Genomic DNA, 22524 nt, shown 5'->3' with positions numbered 1-22524 from the left:
CTGTTTAAAAAGGAGGGATGGGGGCACAATAGGCGGTTTCGGATTTTTTGGGAGCGAAACATGGCGCAGCAAGTGGAACAGGCGAGTCAGCGCGAGCTGGTGATGTCGGTGTTGATGACGCCGGACATGGCCAATTTTTCCGGCAATGTCCACGGCGGAGTACTGTTGAAGCTGCTGGACCAAGTGGCTTACGCCTGCGCCAGCCGTTACGCCGGCTGTTACGTGGTGACGCTGTCCGTGGATCAGGTGCTGTTCAAGCAGGCCATTCACGTTGGCGAACTGGTGACCTTTCTCGCCAGCGTCAATCACGTGGGGCGCACCTCGATGGAGGTGGGCATCAAGGTGGTGGCGGAAGACATTCAGAAGCGCACGGTGCGCCACACCAATAGCTGCTACTTCACCATGGTGGCGTTTGAAAACGGTAAAGCGGTGCCGGTGCCGCCGCTGTCGTTGGAAACGGCGGAGCAGCAGCACCGTTTCCGCGATGCGGAAATCCGCAAGAAGATGCGGATGGAAACCGAGCAGCGCATGCGCCAAGCCTCCAGCCAGGACGGGGCCGATGCCTGAGGCGGCTTTCACCCTCTTGCACGCGGAGCCGCGCTTCTACCTGGTGGACAAGGCGCCCGGCGTCAGCTTTCACCGAGACGGCGAGGAGGCCGGCTTGATGGAGGCCTTGCGCGCCGGTCTGGGCGACGAGGCTTTGTGGCCGGTGCACCGCTTGGACCGCATCACTTCCGGCTTGATCCTGGTGGCGCGTTCGGCAGAGACGGCGGCGCGGCTGGGCCAAGCCTTCGCCGGGAGAGAGATCGAGAAATATTATCTGGCGCTGTCTGACCGCAAGCCGAGCAAGAAACAGGGCAAGGTGGCGGGGGACATGGGCAAGGGGCGCGGAGGCGCCTGGCGTTTGCTGAACAGTCAGGAAAACCCGGCGGTGACGCAGTTCTTCAGCTATTCGTTGCAGCCGGGTCTGCGCTTATTCCTGTTGCGGCCGCGCAGCGGCAAGACCCATCAGTTGAGAGTGGCTTTGAAATCGCAATCGGCGCCTATCCTGGGCGATCTGCTCTACGGCGGCGCGCCGGCGGACAGGGGTTATCTACACGCCTACGCCTTGCGCTTTGAACTGGAGGGAGAGCAATTCAGCTTTGTCTGTCCGCCGAGCCAGGGCGAAGCCTTCCTGTCCGATGCCTGCGGTGCGGTGTTGCAAGGCTTGGGCGCCCCCTGGGATTTGAACTGGCCGGCAGTGTGAGGGCCGGCCGCGGCCTGCTCAGGCCGCCAGCGTAGTGGTGGGAGCGGCCTTGTCGAAACGGGCCAACTCCACGCCGTACTGGCCGCAGAGATCGGCGAAGGCCTGGCTGGCGAGGAAGCGGAATTCCTTGTCCCGCGTCGCGGCAATCGGGTCGTCTTTATCCACGGCCAAGTGGCCGGGATGGCACATGATCAGGCCCCGGTCGGGGCTGCGAGCCAGCCACTGCTGCATCAGCCCGGCGAAGTCCGCTTGCGGCGTCAGCGAGTACATGCCGCCAAACCAAGGCGTGGTGCTGAAGCCCTGCTCGCGAGCGCCGTCGTCGAAACCGGTGCTGACGCTGCGAAGCACCAGCGCCTTGAGCCGGTTGTCGCCGGGGTGGCCAAGACGATCCGGCGCGCGCAAATAGGGCAGCGCCTGGCCCTGCCAGCGTTGGGTAATGGCTTCGAACAAGGCGTCGCGAACCACCGGCAGCGCGTGCACATGCTGGTGGCCGTCGATGAAGTCCGGCAGCCGGCCGTAATGTTGGCAGAACAGATCGATCTGCATGGCGGCGGCATCGCGCAGCGTCGGGCGCGACAGCTGGCGCAACTGGCTCTTCATCAGCCAGTGCGATAAGGGGCGGGCCTGATCGCCAAAGGGATGGCTCAGGTTGAAATGCAGGCCGATGTCGGCTTTGCCGTCGAAGGCTTTGAGATCGGAGGCGTGGCTGGCCCAGCTGGGCGCCTGGCTCATCACGCTGGTGGCGGACAGGCGGCCGGCGGCCAGCAGCTCCAGAATGCCGGCGCTGATGGCGTCGGACTGTGCGAAGTCGTCGGCGCAGAGTGTCAGTCGTTTTGTCATGGGGGTGTGACCGGGGCAAGCGGATAAAGTTTTATATCCGTTTGTGCTGGAAATTAAGGGTTTATGTGTGGTTTTTGTATCGGCTCCGCGCCGCGGAAGGCCCACAACTTGCTGAGCGCGAAGGTCAGCGCCGCCACGACGATCAGCACCAGCAAAAGCGCGGCGCGATAGTTCAGCGACGTGAAGCGCAGCAGCAGGCCGTACATCGCCTCGTTGACGATGAAGCTCAGGCAGGCAACGCCGAAGAAGCGCGGCAAGGCCTGGCGATGGGGGATATGCCGAGCCTGGAAGGTCTGCTGCCGGTGACCCCAGTAGCTGACCTGGAAAGCGATCAGGAAGCCCAGCACATTGGCTAGCAGCGGCGCCATGCCGAGCGGCACCAGCACCCAAGCCACCATGGCGAAGTGCACCAGCATGGCGGAAACGCCGACCACGCCGAACCAGAACAATTCGCGGCTCATTCGTCGGAGTTCCCCGCATCCCTCGCACCCTGGCCGCTGATGCGGCTGACCAGATAGGTGGGGCGTTGTTTGACCTCGTCGAAAATGCGGCCGACGTATTCGCCGAGGATGCCGATGGACAGCAGCTGCACGCCGCCGAGGAAGCTGATGGCCACCGCAAGGGTTGGCCAGCCGCTGACCGGATTGCCGAACAGCAGGGTATGAATCAGTTCCCAGGCCGCGTAAGCGATGGAGCATAGCGAAATCAGGCAGCCAATCACGGTCCAGATGCGCAGCGGCATATTGGAGAAGGCGGTCAGGCCGGTGATGCCCAAGTCCAGCAGCCGGCGGTAGTTGAAGCTGCTTTGGCCGGCGCGGCGCTCCCGGGTCTGAGTCGGCATCGGACGTTGGGTGAAGCCCACCCAATGATACAAACCCTTCATGAAGCGGTTGCGCTCCGGCATCTGGCGCAAGGCCTCCACCACGCAGCGGTCCAGCACGCGGAAGTCTTGGGTGTCGGCCGGCATTTTATGGCGGCTGCCGCTGTTGGCCAGGCGGTAAAAGGCGTGGGTGAACAGGCGTTTGGCCAGCGGCTCGTCTTCGCGGCTGCTGCGCACGCTGTAGACCATGTCGTAGCCTTTGCGCCATTCCTCCAGAAACACCGGCACCATCTCCGGCGGGTGCTGGAAGTCGCTGTCGATCAGCACGGCGACGTCGCCTTGGACATGGTCGACGCCGGCGGTGAGCGCGATCTCCTTGCCGAAGTTGCGGGACAGCTGGATCAGCGTCACCGGCAGTTCCGCGGCGTGGGTCAGTACCTGCTCCACGGTGTCGTCGCGGCTGCCGTCGTCCACCACCACCAGTTCGTGGCGGTAGCCGGCGTCGTTCAGCAACTGATGCAGGGTCTGCAGCATCGGCACGATGTTGGCGGATTCGTTGTAGGCGGGCACCACGCAGCTGACCAGCGGATCGGCCGGGCGCTCTTTGGCGCGAAGGCCAAGCAGATAAGGCGGGACGAAGGCGTTGCTCATATTAATGGGCCTCGGTCGGGGCCGCCGGCGCGGTATCGGCCAGCAGCAGCATGGTGTCGCTCATGATGTTGAAGCGGGCGCGCTCGGTGAAACGAGCGCGAACGTCGGCGGGCAGCCGTTCGAGATCGTTGACGTCGCAGACGATGAAGCTGCCGGCCTTGCCGGCCAGCCAAGCGCGCAGTTGCTGAGGGTCCTGCGTGGTGCGCGCGCGGCCGTGGGAGTAGAACTCCGCGGAAAATTCACGGCGGCCGCTCCAATAAATCAGGGCGCTGTCCGCGCTGGGCTGTTGTGCCTGCCAGGCGGCGACCACCTGTTTTTGAGTGCGCAGGTAGCGGTTGCCGTCGTAGTGGTTGAAGGCCAGCAGCGCCAGCATCAACAGTGCGCCGATCGCGGCTATCCCGGGCAGCGCGCTGCGCTTGGCGTCGCCGCCGCGCGCGCGGTGCCACAGCTCGGCGAACAGCAGCGCGCAGCCGGGCAGCATGGGCAGCGAGTAGGGGAAGATGATGTTGCCGGACAGGCTGAAGAACAGCAGCGTCATCAGCGTCCACAAGGCCAGATAGAGCAGCCAGCCGTCGTCGTCGCGGCGAAAGCGAGGCAGCTTGGCGCCGTGGTGCGTCAGCCAGGCCAGCATGGCGACGGACCAGGGGAAAATGGCACCCAGTGTGTACAGCCAGATCATCCCGCGCGGGGTGGCGTGGGCGAAGCCGTATTTGTCGCCCTTCCAGCCGGAGTCCAGGAAGCGGCTGACATGCTCGCCCATGATGAAGTAATCCAGGAAGCCAGGCGTGCGCAGTTCCGCCAGCGCATACCAAGGCGCGGCGATGGCGAACATCAGCAGAGTGCCGCGGATCCATGGCAGCTTGCGCCACAGCGCCAGCCACTGATTGCGCAGCAATACCCAGAAGAAGATGGGCATGCCCACCAGCACTACCGCCAGCGGCCCCTTGGCCAGCAAGCCCAGCCCCAGGCCGGCGAAGAACACATAGCCCCAGCCACGGCTGCCCCGTGCAAGAGCGTGCCAGAAGGCGGCCTGGCTCAGCGTTACACAGAACAACAGCGCCGGATCTGTCATCACCGTGCCGGCGGCGCCGAGGAAGAGCAGGCTGCTGGCCAGGATCAGCGCGGCGGCCATGGCGGCTTCGCGGCCGCTGCGGCGCAGCATCAGGTGAGCGCAGAGTCCCAGGGTGGCGATGGCCAGCAGCAGCGAGGGCAGCCGCGCCGCGGCTTCATTGACGCCGAACAGCGCCATGCCGGCGGCGGACAGCCAGCTGGAAAGCGGCGGCTTGGCCCAGAAGGGGATGCCGTAATCGTGCCACAGTGTTACCCAGTTGCCGGTTTCCAGCATCTTGCGGGCGATCTCGCCGTAGCGCGCCTCGGTGGTGTCGGTCAGCGGAATCGTCCACAGGCCGATGAGACGGAGCAGCAGCAACAGCAGCAAGACGGCGATGCCGCATTGCTGCCAGCGGGGAAGGGTCGATAGTTTCATTCGGGATGCGGTGCCGTCGGCGCGCGCGGGCGCGGCGGCGAGTATGAGTCAGGAGCCGGAAGCTCCGTATGATAAAGCCTTTTCCCGCTCCTGTGTGGATGGCGGAATAAGCGAAAAGCCGGCGGAGGCCGGCTTTGGGATCTTGCTGGTGCCCCGGCTTGCGGGGCCGCGCGGCGCTTATTGCAGGCCGTGCATCATTTTCTTCAGTTTGTACGACAGTGCGAACAGCACCAGCGAGCTGACGCCGGCCATGGCCACGAACAGCATGAAGAAATCATGCAGATTGTTGATGGCGTAGCCGAGGAAGTGCGGCACCGGCTTGCTTGGATCCGGGTACAGCTCCGACAAGGTGCCGGCGAACTTGTTGGCCGCGGCGTTGGACAGGAACCAGATGCCCATCATCAGGCCGGTGAAGCGGGCCGGGGAGAGTTTCACCACCAGCGAGAGGCCGATGGGGGACAGGCACAACTCGCCGAAGGTGTGCAGCACGTACAGGCTGACCAGCCACAGCATGCTGACCTTGACGCCCGGCTCCAGGCCTTCGACGCCGAAGGCGATCACCAAGTAGCCCAGTGCAAGGAAGAACAGGCCCAGCGCCATTTTAACCGGCGAGTTCGGCTCGCGGTTGTTCTGGCCCAGCTTGGTCCAGATGAGGGCGAAGATGGGCGCGAAAATCACGACCGAGATCGGGTTGATCGACTGGAAGTAGGAGGCCGGCACGGTGAAGCCGAGCACATTGCGATTGGTCTGTTCTTCGGCGAAGAAGGTCAGCGAGGCGCCTGCCTGCTCAAAGGCGGACCAGAAGAAGATCACGAAGGCGGACACAAGCAGGATCACCGCCAGGCGCTCCTTCTCCACGCGGGTCAGCGGGGCGTGTACGACTTTCTCGCCGCTGTCGTGGTGACGCTTGGGCGCCATGCCGATGGGCTTGCCTTGCGGGGTCACCAGATATTTGTTCTTGAACAGCGAGAAGATCACCAGGCTCAGCAGCATGCCGAAACCGGCGGCCATGAAGCCCCACTTGAAGTCGGCGGGGTGGCCGGTGTCGCCCAGGGTGCCGCACACCAAGGGCGCGATCAGCGAGCCCGCGTTGATGCCCATGTAGAAGATGGTGAAGGCGGAGTCGACGCGTTTGTCGCCCTCAGGATAGAGCTGGCCCACCATCGAGGAAATATTCGGCTTGAACAGGCCGTTGCCGGCGATCAGCATGCCCAGGCCGCCGTACAGCAGCCAGGCGGCGCTTTGCACATTGCTGTCGTGCAAAGAGCCGGAGAAGAACAGCATGAACTGGCCGATGGCCATCAATACGCCGCCCACCAGGATGGAACGGCGGTTGCCCCAGTAGCGGTCGGCGATATAGCCGCCTATCAGCGGAGTCAGATAGACCAGGCCGGTATAAGTGCCGTAGATGTCGGCGGCGTGAGCCTTGTCGAACATCAGGGCCTTGATCATGAACAGCACGAAAATGGCGCGCATGCCGTAATAGCTGAAGCGCTCCCACATTTCGGTCACAAAAAGCAGGTAGAGCCCTTTGGGATGCGAAGTGGTCGACATAGATTATTTCCTTGTGTGACTTGAGTGACACCACTTGAACGAGCAAGGTCGAGTGAGGTGTTGTTGTATTTTTTAATTGCCTTGGATTTTGTAGGCAATTTTTGATAATAACTAGGAAATGTTTGTATGTGAAAATTTTTTAATCTTTACTGCCATACAATCGTAATTAATAGAGTAAATGCGTCACCAACTGTCCTCATTTGTCATATTTATTTGTAAGTAAAATGACATGAATGCAGTGAGGGTTCGTATTTGGGCTATTGTCGAAAATCCCGTTGGGAGAGGGGTTTATGCGTATTTGCAGCTGGATGGAGGCGTGCGGAACGGGTTGTGTTTCGATTCGCCGACTCTGAGGCAAAACAGCAACACTCATCTGGGCGGTGGAGGAGGGGCAAAGAAAAAGCCCTGCCAGAGGCAGGGCCGGGAGGCGGACGGCTTAGTTGCCGCCGACGGTGTCCAGCCTCAGTTGCGGATGTTCGTCGGCGCCGGCGCGCAGCACCTCGGTCTGGCGGCTACTGTTGTAGCGCAGTTCGCCGTTCACAAAGATCTGGCCTTCCACCACATAGCGACCATCGGGCTTGATCGCCTGCTTGTCGTAACACAGGGAGAAGTCCGCCGGAATGCTGCGTGGTTTTTCCAGGATCTGCTCCGCCAGCAGTTGGGGCGGCGCGTCTTGGCGGCTTTGATCCAATAGGCGCACTTTGACGAGCACGTCCTTGGCCTGGGACAGCGTGGCGCTCTGTTGAGGCGCGATATTGCCGGTCAGATAGGCTGGCACGAAACCGCCGGCGTGGGCTGCGCTCAAGGCCAGGCCTAGAGCCAATGCGCATAGGGAGCGGGTCAGTCGCTTCATCATCAGTCCGCCGGCTCCAGGTTTTGATGGCCGAGGGAGACGGTCTGGCCTTCGGCAGGTTTCCATTCGCCCTGCAGCCGCCATTGCTTGGCCTGGTCTTCCAGCAGGATGTACCAATGATTGGCCTTGACCGGCACCGCCGGCAGCACGGCCTGGTAGAGGTTGGGACCGGCCTGGCGCATTTCCACCTGTTGGTCGAAGTCGTCCTGCGCCGGGTGAACCATGCGCATGGTGATGACGGCGGGCAGAGGCACCTTGCTGGTGGTGATCAGCCGCAGCGTGCGCTGGTCCGTGCCCACCATCAGCTGCGCGCTCAAGCCCATATTGAAGGCTTGCTTGTCGCGGCGCAGTTCCATATTGATGGCCTTGCCCTTCTTGTAGTAGTCGTCGGTGACTAGGCCGTCGTCGGTGCGTATCGCGGTGGCGAGGAACATCACGCCGACGATGACGGACACCAGCGGCAGGCCGAACAGAATCCAGGGCCAGGGTTCGCGGTACCAGGGGCGCGGAGCGGGGGCGGTATGCTGCATGTATTACTCTCCGATGAAGCTGGACTTCTCTTCCACTTGCAGGGAAGGGTGGTTGATGGACTGGATCAGGAAGCGGATTTCATGGCTGCCTTTGGTCGCGTACTGCGGGTCGGCCTGCACGTGGACGGTGACGTCGGTGTTGCCGGTGGCGGCAACGGCGATATCGCCGCGGTCGGCCTGCACTTTCAGGCCGGGCAAGCCCGATGCTGTGATCCTGAAATGCTGATTCTGTTCCGTAGTATTGATAATTTTAATGATATAGGTGTTTTCCAGCCAGCCGGCATCGGTTTCACGCACCAGCGAGGCGCGGTCGCGGATCACATCCACTTTGAACGGCTTGCGCATCCACATGGAGCCGATGGCGGTGGCGATGACGATGGCGAGCACCAGCGTATACAGTATCACGCGAGGACGCTTGAGCCGGGAGGCGATGGCTTTCTCAGGGTATTTGCCTTCCAGCGCATTTTCCGTGGTGTAGCGAATCAGGCCGCGCGGATAGGCCATTTTGTCCATCACTTCGTCGCAGGCGTCGATGCAGGCGGCGCAGCCGATGCACTCGTATTGCAGACCGTTGCGGATGTCGATGCCCACCGGACAGACTTGAACGCAGATGCTGCAGTTGATGCAGGCACCCAGCCCTTGCTCCTTGGGGTCGCTGCCTTTCTTGCGCGCTCCGCGCGGCTCGCCCCGTTTCTCGTCGTAGGAAATGATCAGGGTGTCGGCATCGAACATCACGCTCTGGAAGCGCGCGTACGGGCACATGTATTTGCAGACCTGTTCGCGCATGAAGCCGGCCAGCAGATAGGTGAAGCCGGCGTAGAAGAACATCCAGAAGGTTTCCCACGGCCCGTAGTCGAAGCGGGGCGCGGCGGCGACCAGATCGCGGATCGGCGTGAAGTAGCCCACCAGCGTGAAGCCAGTCCACAGCGAGAACAGGATCATCAGGCCGTGCTTGGTGAATTTGAGGCGGAACTTGCGCGCGCTCATCGGCGCCTTGTCCAGCTTGATGCGCTTGCCGCGGTCGCCCTCCACCCATTGTTCTATCCACAGCATGATTTCGGTGTAAACCGTCTGCGGACAGGAGTAGCCGCACCAGAGCCGGCCGGCGATGGTGGTCCAAGTGAACAGGCCGAAGGCGCAGCACATCAGCAGCGCGGCCAGATAGACGAAGTCCTGCGGCCAGATGGTGAGACCGAACAGATAGAACTTGCGCTCGATCAGATCGAAATGCAGCACCTGGCGTCCGTTCCAGTTCAGCCAGGGCAAGCCCAGGAAAACCAACTGGGTGCCGACGACGAAGAGCACGCGCAGATTGTTGAACAGGCCTTTGACGGCACGCGGATAAATCTTGGTTTGCGACTCGTACAGAGAAACGGTCTCGGTGGCCTCGGGCTGCGAGCCGGCTTGGCGCGGCGGTTCTACCTTGATCGGGATTTCCTTGAGCGAATCGGACATGGGCGTTTCCTTCTCTGCGGATTTGGCCAAGGCCATGGGGGTATGGGCTTGGCGAAATGCGCGGCTGCATCGGAGCGGAGATGTTATATGAAATCATATAACATCCTCGCGAAAGAATACTGCCCGCATGAGCGGGCAGTAGATCAGTACCGGTTTATTGCGGCGCTTTGGGGTTGTTGGACAAGCCCCAGACGTAAGCGGTCAACAGGTGTACTTTGCCTTCACCCAGGAAGTCTTTCCAGGCCGGCATCTGGTTGTTGCGGCCGTTGGTGATGGTTTCGATGATGGTTTTCTCGCTGCCGCCGTACAACCAGTTGTTGTCGGTCAGGTTGGGCGCGCCCAACTGCTGGTTGCCCTTGCCGTCCGGGCCATGGCAGGCGACACAGACCGTGGCGAAGGTTTCCTTGCCGCGAGCCGCGCGTTCAGCGTCATGCTTGCGTTTGGACAGCGACAGCACGTAGTTGGCGACGTCCTTGACCTTTTCCTCGCCGAACGCCGCGCCCCAGGCCGGCATCTGGCCGTGGCGGCCTTCGGAGATGGTGGTGTGGATGTCCTTGACGTCGCCGCCCCACAGCCACTTGCTGTCGGTCAGGTTGGGGAAGCCCTTGGCGCCGCGGGCGTCGGAGCCGTGGCACTGCACGCAGTAGGTCTGGAACAGGCGCTTGCCCATTTCCTGAGCTTTGGGGTCGGCGGCCACGGCCTTGACGTCCTGTTTCAGGAACTGGTCGTACAGCGGCTGATACTTGGCTTCCGCCTGCGCGCGCTCTTTCTTGTACTGGTCTACCGAAGTCCAGCCGAACACGCCTTTCCAGGTGCCCAGGCCAGGGTACAGAATCAGGTAGACCACGGCGAAGGCCAGGGTCACGTAGAACATCAACATCCACCAGCGCGGCAGCGGGTGGTTGTATTCGGAAAGGTCGCCGTCCCACACGTGGCCGGTGATCTCAACCTGTTCGCCCTTTTGCACCTTGATCTTGGATTGTGAAAACACCAGATAGGTCAGCCATACGAGGCCGCCCAGCACGATCGCGGTGATCCAGATGTTCCAGAATTCGCTCACGAAATCACTCATTTTTTTGCTCCGTTGGAAGCTTGGTCTTGTTCCGCTTCCTGCACCTTGTCGTCGTCGAGGAAGGGCAGGTTGGCTGCGTCCTCATACCGGTTCTTGGAGCGCTTGCTGTAGGCGATGCCCAGCACCACGATGAAGAATGCAAAGCACACTACCGTGAACAGCGAGCGTCCGATGGTTACCCAGTCCATGGCTTAACGAACGTTCTTCAAGGCAAGGCCCAGGCCTTGCAGGTAAGCGACCAGCACGTCCATTTCCGACTTGCCCTCCACCTGAGCCTTGGCTTCGGTGATGTCTTTGTCGGTGTATGGGACGCCAACCAGGCGCAGCGCCTTCATCTTGGTCGGCACGCTGTCGGCGTCGGCCAGATTCTTGGCCAGCCACGGGAAGGCCGGCATATTGGACTCAGGCACCACGTCGCGCGGGTTGACCAGGTGCACGCGATGCCATTCGTCGGAATAGCGGCCGCCTACGCGGGCCAGGTCCGGCCCGGTGCGCTTGGAGCCCCACAGGAAGGGGTGGTCGTAAACCGATTCGCCGGCAACGGAGTAATGGCCGTAGCGTTCGGTTTCAGCGCGGAACGGACGGATCATCTGCGTGTGGCAGGTGTGGCAGCCTTCGCGGATGTAGATGTCGCGGCCAGCCAGCTGCACGGCGGTGTAGGGCTTGACGCCGGCCACCGGCTGAGTGGTCGATTTCTGGAAGGCCAGCGGCAGGATTTCCACCAGGCCGGCCACGCTGACGACCAGCAGGGTGAACACGATCAGATAGCCGACGTGTTCTTCGATCAGTTTTTGTATCTTATCCATGATGTTTCCTTGCGCCTCAATGAGCGTGGGCGGTGATGGCCGGAATCTTGGCGTCTACGGCACGGCCCGCGGTTACGGTGCGGAAGGTGTTGTAGGCCATCAGGAACATGCCGAGCAGGTACAGGAAGCCGCCAAGCAGACGCACGAAGTGGTACGGATAGGTGGCTTTGACCGCCTCAACGAAAGCGTAGGTCAGGGTGCCGTCCGGGTTCAGCGCGCGCCACATCAGGCCCTGGGTCACGCCGGAGATCCACAATGCGGCGATGTACAGCACCACGCCGACGGTGGCGAGCCAGAAATGGGCTTCAACCAGCTTCAGGCTGAACATGGATTCGCGGCCGAACAGGCGGGGAATCAGGTAGTACATGGAACCGATGGTGATGAAGCCCACCCAGCCCAGCGCGCCGGAGTGCACGTGGCCGATGGTCCAGTCGGTGTAGTGAGACAAGGCGTTGACGGTCTTGATCGACATCATCGGGCCTTCGAAGGTGGACATGCCGTAGAAGGACAGCGATACCACCAGGAATTTCAGCACCGGGTCGGTGCGCAGCTTATGCCAAGCGCCCGACAGGGTCATGATGCCGTTGATCATGCCGCCCCAGCTCGGAGCCAGCAGCACCAGGGAGAACACCATGCCTACGGATTGGGTCCAGTCCGGCAGGCTGGTGTAGTGCAGGTGGTGAGGGCCGGCCCACATATAGGTGAAGATCAGCGCCCAGAAGTGCACTACGGACAGGCGGTAGGAGTAAACCGGACGGCCAGCCTGTTTCGGGATGAAGTAGTACATCATGCCCAGGAAGGCGGCGGTCAGGAAGAAGCCCACGGCGTTATGGCCGTACCACCATTGCACCATGGCGTCCACGGCGCCGGAGTAGGCGGAGTAGGATTTCCACAGCGACACCGGCACGAAGGCGGAGTTGACGATGTGCAGCAGGGCCACGGCCAGGATGAAGGCGCCGTAGAACCAGTTGGCCACGTAGATGTGCTTGACCTTGCGGATGGCGATGGTGCCGAAGAAAACAATGGCGTAAACAACCCAGATCACCGCGATCAGGAGCTTGATCGGCCATTCCAGCTCGGCGTACTCCTTGCTGGTGGTCAGGCCCAGCGGCAAGGTGATGGCGGCCAGCACGATCACCAGCTGCCAGCCCCAGAAGGTGAAGGCGGCGAGCTTGTCGGAGATCAGCCGGACGTTACAGGTACGCTGCACTACGTAGTAGGAAGTGGCGAACAAACCGCAGCCGCCGAAGGCGAAGATGACCGCATTGGTGTGCAGCGGGCGCAGGCGGCCGAAGTGGAACCAGGGGCCGAAGTTCAAATCGGGCCAGACCAGTTGGGCCGCAATGATGACGCCCACCAACATGCCGACAATGCCCCACACGACGGTCATGATGGCAAATTGGCGCACCACCTTATAGTTATAAGTGGATTGCGTTTCCATTTAGGGTTTTCTCCAAGGTTGCTAACTCAGAACGTGACATATCTAATCGACGGCTTGAAGTCCGGGCGACTGTCCCAATCTGTACTGATGTGACTGTATCCAGACGAAGCCGTAGGGAAAACGACTTTTATTAAAATCAAGCGCTTGACCCAGATCGCAGCGGTACTGATGTCTGTATTAGCAGTTCATCCCGTATTGCGACAGCGCAATTTCCCCATTTAGTTAACCCGGCATTCTAAATCAATTACCCATATCGGGCCAGTTTGGACGGCCGGGGATGTCGCTTTCCCATTTGTCTTTATTTATGTCTCAAGCGAGCGTGACAGTTCTTGCAAATACTGTTGCTACTGGCGAGATTGTATTGTCTGGCGGCCCAGCCTTCTTGACCTGGATCAAGATGTCATAAAACGCAGCGTTTACCCGCGGCAAGTGCTAAAATCAGAAGGTTTTGCAACGATTGCAGGCAGATCATGACCGTTTCCGTCCGCTACACCCTATGTCCCCGCGCCCCTGAGGCGCATCTTTTCGAGGTCGTCCTGACCGTTTCCAAACCCGCAAAGAACGGCCAGATTTTCTCCTTGCCGGCTTGGATTCCCGGTAGTTACATGATCCGGGAGTTCTCCAGGCATATTGTGGAAATTCGCGCGGAATCCGCGGGAAAAGCGGTGCAGCTGGTCCAGTTGACAAAAAACAGCTGGCAAGCCGCGCCGGTCAAGGGCGTGCTGGTTCTGCGCTATAAAGTTTATGCGTTTGATCTGTCCGTGCGCGGAGCGTATCTGGACGTGGAGCGCGGCTTCTATAACGGCAGCAGCGTTTTCCTGGCGGTGGACGGCTATGAAAACGAGGCCTGCACGGTGGAGATCCTGCCGCCGGAGGGCAAGGCCTACGCCGATTGGAAAGTGGCGACCAGTCTGCCGGCGCGCGGCGCGGACAAGAAAACCGGCTTCGGCGGCTATCAGGCGGCTTCCTACGACGAGTTGATCGACCATCCTGTGGAGTTGGGCGCCTTCGAGCGAGTCAGCTTCAAAGCCTGCGGCGTACCGCACGAATTCGTTGTCTCCGGTCGTTTCCGCGCCGACCTCAAGCGCTTGGCGCGCGACACCAAGAAAATTTGCGAATACCAGATCAAATTGTTTGGCGAGCCGGCTCCGTTCGAACGCTATGTGTTCATGCTTTTCGTCGGCAAAGACATCTACGGCGGTCTGGAGCATCGCGCTTCCACCGCGCTGGTGGCCAATCGCGACGATTTGCCGCAACAGGGCGTTGAGGAGATCGGCGACGGCTATCTGAAACTGTTGGGTCTGATCAGCCACGAATACTTCCACAGTTGGAACGTCAAGCGGATGAAGCCGGCGGCGTTCACGCCCTATGATCTGAACCAGGAAGGCTACACCCGTTTGTTGTGGGCCTTTGAGGGCATCACTTCCTATTACGACGACCTGAGCCTGGTGCGTTGCGGTCTGATCGATGAAAAGCGCTATCTGGGCCTGCTGGCGGAAACCATCAGCGGCGTGGAGCGCGGCGCCGGCCGCCTGAAGCAGACATTGGAGCAATCCAGTTTCGAAGCCTGGACCAAGTATTACCGGCAAGACGAAAACAGCCCCAACAGCATCGTCAGCTATTACACCAAGGGCGCGCTGGCCGCGTTGGCGTTGGACTTGACCATACGCCGCGACAGCCAGGGCCGTCAGTCGCTGGACGATGTGATGCGGGCGCTGTGGCGCAAGTGGCTGGACGACGGCAAGGGTTTGGCCGAGGACGAGTGGGAAAAACAGGCGCAGGCCGTTACCGGCCTGGATCTCAAAGCCTTCTTCGATCAAGCATTGCGCGGCGTCGAGCCCTTGCCGCTGGCCCAGCTGCTGGCTACCCAGGGCGTGGAACTGCGCTTTGAGCCGGCCGCCAACGCCGGCGATCGCGGCGGCCTGGCGTTAAACGGCAAGCCGGCTCCGGCCAGCCTGGGCGTCAAGGCGGTGGCCGAGGCCCAGGGCGTGCGCGTGATCAACGTCTACGACGGCGGCGCGGCGCAGCGCGCCGGCCTGTCCGGGGGCGACGTGATCGTGGCGATAGACAAGCTCAAAGCGGTGGACCTGGACAAGGCGCTGGCGCGATATCAGCCGGGCGATAAGCTTAAACTGCATTGGTTCCGCCGCGACGAACTGATCAGCGCTCAAGTGGAGCTGCAAGCCGCGCCTGCCGACGCCTGCCGGTTGCTGTTGCAGGACGACGGCGCCCGGTGGCTGCGCCGCTAACATTCATCGGGACGGCGCCGTTCCCAGGCGCCGCTCCCCTCCAGCCAAGACCGGCGCAGCCGGCATCGAAGGAGACGTAGACATGGCTCAACAGCCGCAAGTCAAGTACCGCAACGACTACGCAGCCCCCGCTTTTCTGATTGACCGGGTCGATCTGAGCTTCGACATCGAAGACGACGCCACCCGCGTGCACGCGCGCTTGGTGGTAACCCGTAATGACAAGGCCGCGCGCCAGGACGATCTGGTGCTGGACGGCAGTGCCGCGCTGGTGGCGGTAACGCTGGACGGAGAGCGCCTGGACGAAAGCGGCTACGCGCTGGCCGATGAACAACTGACCGTGCGCGGCGTGCCCGACAGCTTCATCCTGGAGGTGGAGACCGAGATTGATCCGGCGGCTAACACCAGCCTGATGGGTTTGTACGCGTCCAACGGTAATCTGTTTACCCAGTGCGAACCGGAGGGCTTCCGCAAGATCACGTATTATCTGGATCGTCCCGACGTGATGGCCAAGTTCACCACCACCATCATGGCCGACAAGCACAAATTCCCGGTGCTGCTCTCCAACGGCAACAAGGTGGGCGAGGGCATGGTGGACAAGAAGCGCCACTGGGTGAAGTGGGTGGATCCGTATAAGAAACCGTCTTATCTGTTCGCCTTGGTAGCCGGAAAACTGACGGCGCTGAAGGACAAATTCGTCACCATGCGCGGCCGCGAAGTGGCGCTGGAGATCTGGACCGAACCCGCCGATCAGGACAAGACCCAGCATGCGATGGAGTCCCTGAAGCACTCGATGAAGTGGGACGAGCAGCGCTTTGGCCTGGAATACGACCTGGACATCTATATGATCGTCGCCGTCGGCGACTTCAATATGGGGGCGATGGAGAACAAGGGCCTCAACGTCTTCAACACCAAGTACGTGCTGGCGCGCAAGGACACCGCCACCGACGCCGACTTCCAAGGCGTGGAGCGAGTGATCGGCCACGAATACTTCCACAACTGGACCGGCAACCGCGTGACCTGCCGAGACTGGTTCCAGCTATCGCTGAAAGAAGGGCTGACCGTGTTCCGCGACCAGGAATTCGGCGCCGACATGAGCAGCCGCGCGGTCAAGCGCATCGAGGACGTCAAGGGCCTGCGGGCTCACCAGTTCCCCGAGGACGCGGGCCCCACATCCCACCCCATCCGCCCGGACAGCTATATCGAGATGAACAATTTCTACACCATGACGGTGTATGAAAAAGGCGCGGAAGTGGTGCGCATGTATCACACTCTGCTGGGCGAAGCGGGTTTCCGCAAGGGCATGGACTTGTATTTCAAGCGCCATGACGGCCAAGCGGTGACCTGCGACGACTTCCGGGCGGCAATGGCCGACGCCAACGACGTGGACCTGGGCCAGTTCGGCTTGTGGTACAGCCAGGCCGGCACCCCGGTGCTCAGCGTCAGCGGCCGCTACGACAGCGTGGCGCGTAGCTACACGTTGAATGTGCGTCAATCCTGCCCGCCCACGCCGGGGCAAGAACTGAAGCAGCCGTTCCACATCCCGCTGGCTTTGGGTCTGGTGGGCGCCGACGGCGCCGACCTGCCGCTGCAGCTGGAGGGCGAAGCCGAAGCGCAGGGCGGCACCCGCGTGCTGGACGTCAAGGCGGCGGAGCAGAGCTTCACCTTCGTCGGCGTGCCGGCCGAGCCGGTGCCTTCGCTGCTGCGCGGTTTCTCCGCGCCGGTGAAGCTGGATTTCGATTGGCGCGACGACCAACTGGCTTTCCTGATGGCCAACGACAGCGACAGCTTCAGCCGTTGGGAAGCCGGTCAAACCTTGGCCGAGCGTCTGTTCAAGCAGCTGTTGGCGACGCTGGCCGCCGGCGGCGAACTGAAGCTGCCGGAGACCTTTGTCGCCGCTTTCCGCGCGGTGCTTAAGGATCATGTCGCCGATCCGGCGTTCAAGGCTCTGATGCTGGCCCTGCCTTCCGAGGCGGAAATTCTGGAGATGGTGGAGGAGGCCGATCCGGCAAGCATCCATCAGGTACGCGATTTCGTGCTGGACGAGTTGGCGCAGGCGTTGCGCGGCGAGTGGCGCGAGGCGTACGAGTTGAGCCAGACCCGCGATTACAAGCCGCAAGACGCGGGCAAGCGCGATCTGAAAAACCGCGCGTTGGCCATGTTGAACCGCCTGGACGACGCCTGGCCGGCGGAAGCCGCCGCCAAGCAGTGCCGGGAGGCGGACAATATGACCGACCAGATGGGCGCGATGCTGGCCTTGCGTGATCGCGACGGCGCCGAACGCGACGATTGCTTCACCGCTTTCGCCTCCCGCTGGCAGGGTGACGCCCTGGTGATGGACAAGTTCTTCATGCTGGTGGCCGGCAGCCAGCTGCCGGGCACGCTGGAGCATGTGCAGGCGGCGATGCAGCATCCTGCCTTCACCTTGAAGAACCCCAATAAGGCGCGCGCGCTGATTGGCACCTTTGGCGCCAATATGGCCTTGTTCCACGCCGCCGACGGCAGCGGCTACCGCTTCCTGGCCGATCAGGTGCTGGCGCTGGACGCGATCAATCCGCAAGTGGCCAGCCGCATCGTCAACGCCTTCCGCCGGCTGAAAAAGCTGGAGCCTGCGCGTCAGGCGCTGATGCGCGAGCAATTGCAGCGTCTGGCCGGGCAGCCGCTGTCCAAGGACGTGTACGAGATCGTGTCCAAGATTTTGGAAGCCTGAGCCGCCTCGCGCTGCTGAAAACAAAGCCCCGGTTTCAAACCGGGGCTTTTTTCATGGCCGACGAGGCATATTTGCCGCGAGGCTTATTCTATGCGCAGCCGCTGCCCGCCTTGGCTGCCTTGCTTCTTCGGCAGCGTCAGGCTGAGCACGCCGTTTTCGTATTTTGCGCTGGCCGCGTTGCGTTCGATTTCCGCCGGCAGTTGGAAGCTGCGTGATACCGCGCCGTAAAAACGCTCGGTGCGTAGTTGGCGTTCGTCCTTGCGCTCGCTGTCCGTCTGGCGCACCTCCGCCTTAATGGTAACCAGCGGGCCGTCCACTTCCACGTGGATGTCGTCTTTGCTGACGCCGGGAATATCCGCGTGAACGATGAACTGGGTTTCGGACTCCTTCACGTCGATCTTGATCTGGCTGGGCAGCGGATCGCCGTGCAGCGGTTTGATGAAGAAGCCTGGGGTGAAGTCGCGGAACAGTTCGTCAAACAGGCTAACATTGCCGCGGGAAGGTAGGATATTCATCTTACTCTCCTTTTCGATCAATGGTTTAGGTGTAAAACGGGCCCTGTTGTCGATATAGGGACGTCGCTAGGATTCTCAAGTCCCCAAGAAGGGAAAATTCATCGGGATTCATGCCGGCCAGTCCGATTGGACAGGCCGCAGCCACAGGCCGGCGAAATCGGTCCAGCCGTTTTCACTCATTTGCAGGCCGGCCAGTTGCGGGCTGGCCTGATGTCCCTGGCGCTCATGAGACAGCGGCAGCACCCAGCCTTCCGCGCACAGCCAATCTCCGATGGCGGCGTATCCGGCCATGCGCCGCCTGCTGTCCGCTTGGCGCTGAATATCCCGCAACTGTGCGTTCAGCCGCGCCTGCGCCTCCGCGCTCAGGCCGCGCTGCAACGGCTGCCGGGTGCCCAGCCACTCGTGGCAGCTATAGTCGCGATCGTCGTGCAGTACCTCGCTGCACAGCATGAGATCGGCCTGTCGCCACCAGTCCTGGTCGTGAAAAAAAGCGCGTCGGCTGAGGGCGTGGATCTCCAACTCAATGGCCAGTCCGGCCAGGCGTTGACGGATAGCGGCGGCCAGCGGCGGGAAGCAGGGCAGGTCGTAATGGAACAGGCGCAGCCGGGTGTGGTCGAGCCGAGGCCGGCGCTCTGCTTGCGGCAAGGGATGGCGCCAGCCTGGCAGCAGGCCTAGCGCCGGTGTTTGCAGGGCGTCGTTGGCCTGGACCAGCGCCGGCTCCGCCAGCCAGCGCATCAGCGGTGCGCGCTCGCTGTCAGGCAGCGCCGGATTCAGCAGCAAATAAGTGCAAGCGGATTGCAGCCTGCCGTTGGCGTCGTCGTTGGCGTAATCCAGACGCAGGTGGAAGTCTTGGCCGTCGTTGCCGGAGGGAATGAACCACAGTTCGATCTCGTCCAGCAGCGCCCGTTCGCGGTAATGGTTGGCGAAGGCGGCCAGGCTCAGACGCTGCTCGCTGTGACGCAGCGCCCGGAACGGCCCGCTGCCTATCGGGAGGCGGTCGAAGTCGGCATTGCGCCGCAAGGGGACGATGGAACTGTTGGCGGTGGCCAGCCGCTGCGGCCAGAGAAAATCGCCGTCGTCCAAGCGGCAGCTGAAGGACAGCGTGTCGTGGACCTCGACCGAGCTCAGGTGGCGGTATTGCCGCTGATAGGGGTTGTCCGGTTCGCGCAGGCGCAACAGGCTGGCGGCCACGGCGTCGGCTTGCAAGAGCGAGCCGTCGTGGAATTGCAGGCCGGGGCGTAGCCAGAAGCGCCAGCGTCGGGCCTCGGCGTCGCTTTCCCAGTAGTGAGCCAGGCCGCCCTGCAGGCTTTGCAAGGCGCGGTCGAAGCGGCATAGCCGGTCGAAAATCTGCCGGACCAGATGGGACTCAAGCCGGCCGCTGACGGTGATCGGGTCCAGGCTCAACGGCGCATGCGGTATCGGGATGCGCAGGCAGCGGCCTTGCGCGGCGCTGCCCAGGTATTGTGGCAGCGCGCTCAGCAATTGTTCACGCCGCTGCGGTGGCAATTGGGCGAAAGCCTGCTCCAGTTTGCCGTCGCGCAGCAGGTGCTGCAGACGCTCCCATTCCAACTGCTCCGGCCGGCAGAGCAGGCTTAGCCGCGATTTGCGGCCGCGTCCCCGGCCCGGCTCCCAGGACAGCCAGCCGCGCGCGCGCATCTTGGCCAGTTGCAAACGGGCGTTGCGCTCGCTGCACTTCCACAGCGCGCACAGTTCGGCCAGCCCCGGCTGCGCGGGCTGCCGGTCGGCGTAGGCCTGATGCAGCGCCTGATATTGTTGTTCCAGCTTCATGTTTGCTTCCCGCTGAGGACTCCGCTAAAAGCGGAAGCGATTTGTTCTGTTTTCATCCATTTTTGCGTTCCGCTTTTAGCAGGATACTGGGGGCACTTCCTGTTTGCATAGGCGTTGGCATGATTGACGAAAAAGAAATCCAGGTGCGTTGCTTGCTGGCCAGCTCCTGGTTGTTGACGATGAGCCGGGCGGTGATCGCGCCCTTGCTGGTGCTGACTCTGGGGCGGCAACTGAGCTTGAACGGCGAGCAGACCGGTTTGCTGCTGGGCGGAGTCTTGCTGCTGTCGGCCTTGATGGGCTTGTACGGCGGCCATTTGCTGGATCATTGGCCGCGGCGGCCGGTGCTGTTGGGCTCCGTGGCGTTGATCGCGCTGAATTATCTAGTGCTGCCGCTGAGCCAGCAGTTGTGGTGGAGCGCGTTGGCGCTGGCGCTCAGCGAGATCGGCCAGGCGGTGCACAGCATCGCTATCAAGGCCTTGATCAGCGATTTGTTGCCGCCGGAGCGGCGCGGCAAGGCTTTCTCCTTGCGCTACACCCTGGCCAATGTCGGCTGGGCACTGGGGCCGCTGCTGTGCAGCCTGCTGCTGGCCTGGGGAGGCGACTGGCCGTTCTGGTGCGCGATCGTGTTGGCCGCGGCGGGAGGCCTGGCGACCCCGCGCGGCTCCTGTTCGCCTCGCCGGGAGGCCGGCGCGCCGGCTCCGGGCTTTCTGGCGACGCTGGGCCGTTTGCGGCAAGACCGGGTGCTGGTCTTGTTCACCCTGAGCTGTGCCTTGGCCAACTTGGTGTACGCCCGCTTTTCCAGCTATCTGCCCCTGTATCTGATGCAGTCGCTGCCGGAGGCCGAGGTGTTGCGTTGGATGTCGGCGCTGATCAGCTGCAACGCGGTTGGCGTGGTTTTGCTGCAATATCCGCTGGGCCGGCGGATCGGGGGCTCCGGTTTGATGAAAGCCATCGGCGCCGGCTTCCTCCTGCTGGGGCTGGGGACTTTGGGCTTGGGCTGGGCGCCCGGCGGGCTGCTGGGCATGTGCGCTGCGATGCTGGTGTTCACCGTGGGAGAGATCGTGCTGGTGCCGGCCGAATACCTGTACATAGACGCGATCGCGCCGGAGGACTGCAAAGGCGTCTACTATGGCGCGCAGAACCTGGCCAGCCTGGGCGGGGCGCTGGGGCCGATGTTGGCCGGCTGGATGTTGGCCCGCGCGTCCGGCGGGGTGTTGTTCGCTGTGATGGCGAGCTTGTGCATGCTGGCTTGGTGGCTGGCGTTGCGCGGCGAGGCCTTGCGACAGGCCCGGAGCATCGGGTGCTGGCAGGCTGCGGCTTTGAAGATCTGAGAACCTGTTTACGATCTGCTGCGCGTCGGCGATACGGCGCTGAAAACCCCTTCGAAATGCTCATGTACGGGGTGTACGTTCCGTTTTCTCCGCCGTTTTCGTCTTGGCTTGCGAGATGGAGTACCGGTTGTGACGCGTGGCGAGCTTTCTCTTTGACGACTTTTTTGTCATGATCAAGCGCTTGTTTGAATCGTCGCGCAGACGACGAAGCAGACGCCGATACGAGGAGAACGCATGGAAAAGCGCCAGCAAGACCACTTTGTCGCGGTGGGCGACGAGCAACTATATCTGAAACGCATTTATTGCCGGGAGGACGGCCCGCCGGTGTTGCTGCTGCACGGGGTGATGGCCAACGGCCGCACTTTTTACAGCGAGTCCGGTCGAGGGCTGGCCCATTATTTGGCCGAGGCTGGCTGCGATGTATTTGTGGCCGACCTGCGCGGTCGCGGCCGCAGCCTGCCCAAGATCAGCCGGGCTTCGCGCCACGGGCAGACCGAGACCATTTGCGAGGATCTGCCGGCGCTGCATCGCCACATTCGCGAACTCAAGAACGGCGCGCCGTTGCATTGGATGGCGCATTCCTGGGGCGGGGTGCACATGTCCAGCTCACTGATCCGTTTTCCCGAGCTGGCGGAGCAAGTGGCCAGCCTGGTCTACTTCGGCAGCAAGCGCAGCGTGAGGGTGCACAATCTGAACAAGCTGGTGGAGGTGGACTTCATGTGGAATATCGCCTCGCGTGTGTTGATACGCCTGTTCGGCTACCTGCCGGCGCGGCGCATCCGGCTGGGGGCGGACGATGAGAGCGACAAGAGTCATCTGCAAAGCAAGCTGTGGGCGCAGCCCAAGCCCTGGGTGGATAGCGACGACGGCTTCGACTACGGCGCCGCCGCCCAAAGCGCGCGCTTGCCGCCGGCCTTGTATTTCGCCGCCGGCAACGATCCCTGTCGCGGCCATCCTGAAGACGTGCGCCGTTTTCGCGATGAATCCGGTCCGCATCTGTCGCGGCTGCGTCTGCTGTCGCGGCGCGCCGGCCACCTGCACGACTACAACCATGTGTCATTATTGACTCATCCTGATGCCATCCGGGACCATTTCCCGCTGGTATTGGCATGGCTGCATGGGCGGTATGAGGAGGTCGTCGAAAATTACTGATAAATCACATTTTCCTGGACGCGCGGCT

Annotated in this window: 20 protein-coding genes; 6 read left to right on the top strand and 14 right to left on the bottom strand. The window is 62.1% G+C overall.

Going from position 1 to position 22524, the window contains the following annotated elements; all coding sequences use genetic code 11:
* The first annotated feature begins 60 nt into the window (after positions 1-60).
* Entirely contained in the window at positions 61-567 is a 507-nt protein-coding gene (locus tag DXT74_RS21250) for an acyl-CoA thioesterase (protein ID WP_019103425.1), read from the top strand.
* The gene (locus DXT74_RS21245; RefSeq protein WP_043632350.1) at positions 560-1246 is read left to right on the top strand and encodes a TIGR01621 family pseudouridine synthase; all 687 of its coding nucleotides are present in this window, start codon (positions 560-562) and stop codon (positions 1244-1246) included. Before DXT74_RS21250 ends, DXT74_RS21245 begins: the two co-directional genes overlap by 8 nt.
* An 18-nt stretch (positions 1247-1264) precedes the next feature.
* On the opposite strand, the gene DXT74_RS21240 is transcribed toward DXT74_RS21245, so the two are convergent.
* The 12 genes from DXT74_RS21240 to ccoN all read right to left on the bottom strand — a co-directional run bounded on the left by DXT74_RS21240 (position 1265) and on the right by ccoN (position 12754).
* Complete coding sequence (locus DXT74_RS21240) at positions 1265-2086, bottom strand: ChbG/HpnK family deacetylase (RefSeq protein WP_194426956.1); 822 nt, start codon at positions 2084-2086, stop codon at positions 1265-1267.
* A 53-nt stretch (positions 2087-2139) separates the two neighbouring features.
* Complete coding sequence (locus tag DXT74_RS21235) at positions 2140-2547, bottom strand: GtrA family protein (protein ID WP_081554340.1); 408 nt, start codon at positions 2545-2547, stop codon at positions 2140-2142.
* Positions 2544-3557 carry a glycosyltransferase family 2 protein gene (locus tag DXT74_RS21230; RefSeq protein ID WP_081554339.1) on the bottom strand — a complete coding sequence of 338 codons (1014 nt, stop codon included), beginning with the start codon at positions 3555-3557 and terminating at the stop codon, positions 2544-2546. Before DXT74_RS21230 ends, DXT74_RS21235 begins: the two co-directional genes overlap by 4 nt.
* A gap of 1 nt (position 3558) precedes the next feature.
* Positions 3559-5043: a glycosyltransferase family 39 protein gene (locus DXT74_RS21225; RefSeq protein WP_194426955.1), complete on the bottom strand. Its 1485-nt coding sequence runs from the start codon at positions 5041-5043 to the stop codon at positions 3559-3561.
* A gap of 177 nt (positions 5044-5220) precedes the next feature.
* The gene (locus DXT74_RS21220) at positions 5221-6597 is read right to left on the bottom strand and encodes a peptide MFS transporter (protein WP_019102795.1); all 1377 of its coding nucleotides are present in this window, start codon (positions 6595-6597) and stop codon (positions 5221-5223) included.
* Positions 6598-7033: 436 nt separating this feature from the next.
* Positions 7034-7453: a YbaY family lipoprotein gene (locus DXT74_RS21215; protein ID WP_019102686.1), complete on the bottom strand. Its 420-nt coding sequence runs from the start codon at positions 7451-7453 to the stop codon at positions 7034-7036.
* Positions 7453-7980, bottom strand: a complete 528-nt coding sequence (locus DXT74_RS21210) for a FixH family protein (protein WP_019102685.1) — start codon at positions 7978-7980, stop codon at positions 7453-7455. The genes DXT74_RS21215 and DXT74_RS21210 overlap by 1 nt, the downstream gene beginning before the upstream one ends.
* A 3-nt stretch (positions 7981-7983) precedes the next feature.
* Positions 7984-9435 carry a cytochrome c oxidase accessory protein CcoG gene (gene ccoG / locus DXT74_RS21205; RefSeq protein WP_194426954.1) on the bottom strand — a complete coding sequence of 484 codons (1452 nt, stop codon included), beginning with the start codon at positions 9433-9435 and terminating at the stop codon, positions 7984-7986.
* A gap of 154 nt (positions 9436-9589) precedes the next feature.
* Entirely contained in the window at positions 9590-10507 is a 918-nt protein-coding gene (gene ccoP / locus DXT74_RS21200; protein ID WP_043632371.1) for a cytochrome-c oxidase, cbb3-type subunit III, read from the bottom strand.
* The gene (locus DXT74_RS21195; RefSeq protein WP_019102682.1) at positions 10504-10695 is read right to left on the bottom strand and encodes a cbb3-type cytochrome c oxidase subunit 3; all 192 of its coding nucleotides are present in this window, start codon (positions 10693-10695) and stop codon (positions 10504-10506) included. The genes ccoP and DXT74_RS21195 overlap by 4 nt, the downstream gene beginning before the upstream one ends.
* 3 nt (positions 10696-10698) lie before the next feature.
* Positions 10699-11313 (bottom strand): cytochrome-c oxidase, cbb3-type subunit II, encoded by a 615-nt coding sequence (gene ccoO / locus DXT74_RS21190; protein WP_043632373.1) that lies wholly within the window; start codon positions 11311-11313, stop codon positions 10699-10701.
* 16 nt (positions 11314-11329) lie between these two features.
* A complete protein-coding gene (ccoN, locus tag DXT74_RS21185; RefSeq protein ID WP_019102680.1) occupies positions 11330-12754 on the bottom strand; it encodes a cytochrome-c oxidase, cbb3-type subunit I in 1425 nt (474 codons plus the stop codon).
* A gap of 470 nt (positions 12755-13224) precedes the next feature.
* Here ccoN and DXT74_RS21180 point away from each other — a divergent pair, with 470 nt between their 5' ends.
* Positions 13225-15003 (top strand): M61 family metallopeptidase, encoded by a 1779-nt coding sequence (locus DXT74_RS21180; protein ID WP_194426953.1) that lies wholly within the window; start codon positions 13225-13227, stop codon positions 15001-15003.
* Between the two features lie 82 nt (positions 15004-15085).
* The gene (gene pepN / locus DXT74_RS21175) at positions 15086-17710 is read left to right on the top strand and encodes an aminopeptidase N (protein WP_194426952.1); all 2625 of its coding nucleotides are present in this window, start codon (positions 15086-15088) and stop codon (positions 17708-17710) included.
* An 83-nt stretch (positions 17711-17793) separates the two neighbouring features.
* Here pepN and DXT74_RS21170 read toward each other — a convergent pair whose 3' ends face one another.
* Positions 17794-18225, bottom strand: coding sequence for an Hsp20/alpha crystallin family protein (locus DXT74_RS21170; RefSeq protein WP_019102677.1), 432 nt, complete (start codon positions 18223-18225; stop codon positions 17794-17796).
* 108 nt (positions 18226-18333) lie between these two features.
* A complete protein-coding gene (locus DXT74_RS21165; protein WP_194426951.1) occupies positions 18334-20013 on the bottom strand; it encodes an SgrR family transcriptional regulator in 1680 nt (559 codons plus the stop codon).
* 119 nt (positions 20014-20132) lie between these two features.
* On the opposite strand from DXT74_RS21165, the gene DXT74_RS21160 reads away from it, so the two are divergent.
* A complete protein-coding gene (locus tag DXT74_RS21160; protein WP_194426950.1) occupies positions 20133-21344 on the top strand; it encodes an MFS transporter in 1212 nt (403 codons plus the stop codon).
* Between the two features lie 234 nt (positions 21345-21578).
* Entirely contained in the window at positions 21579-22496 is a 918-nt protein-coding gene (locus DXT74_RS21155; protein WP_194426949.1) for an alpha/beta fold hydrolase, read from the top strand.
* Positions 22497-22524 lie beyond the last annotated feature (28 nt).

It is taken from the genome of Chromobacterium sp. Rain0013 (assembly GCF_015291765.1).
GTDB classification, from domain to species: domain Bacteria; phylum Pseudomonadota; class Gammaproteobacteria; order Burkholderiales; family Chromobacteriaceae; genus Chromobacterium; species Chromobacterium haemolyticum.
This window is presented reverse-complemented; position numbering and strand designations above follow the sequence as displayed.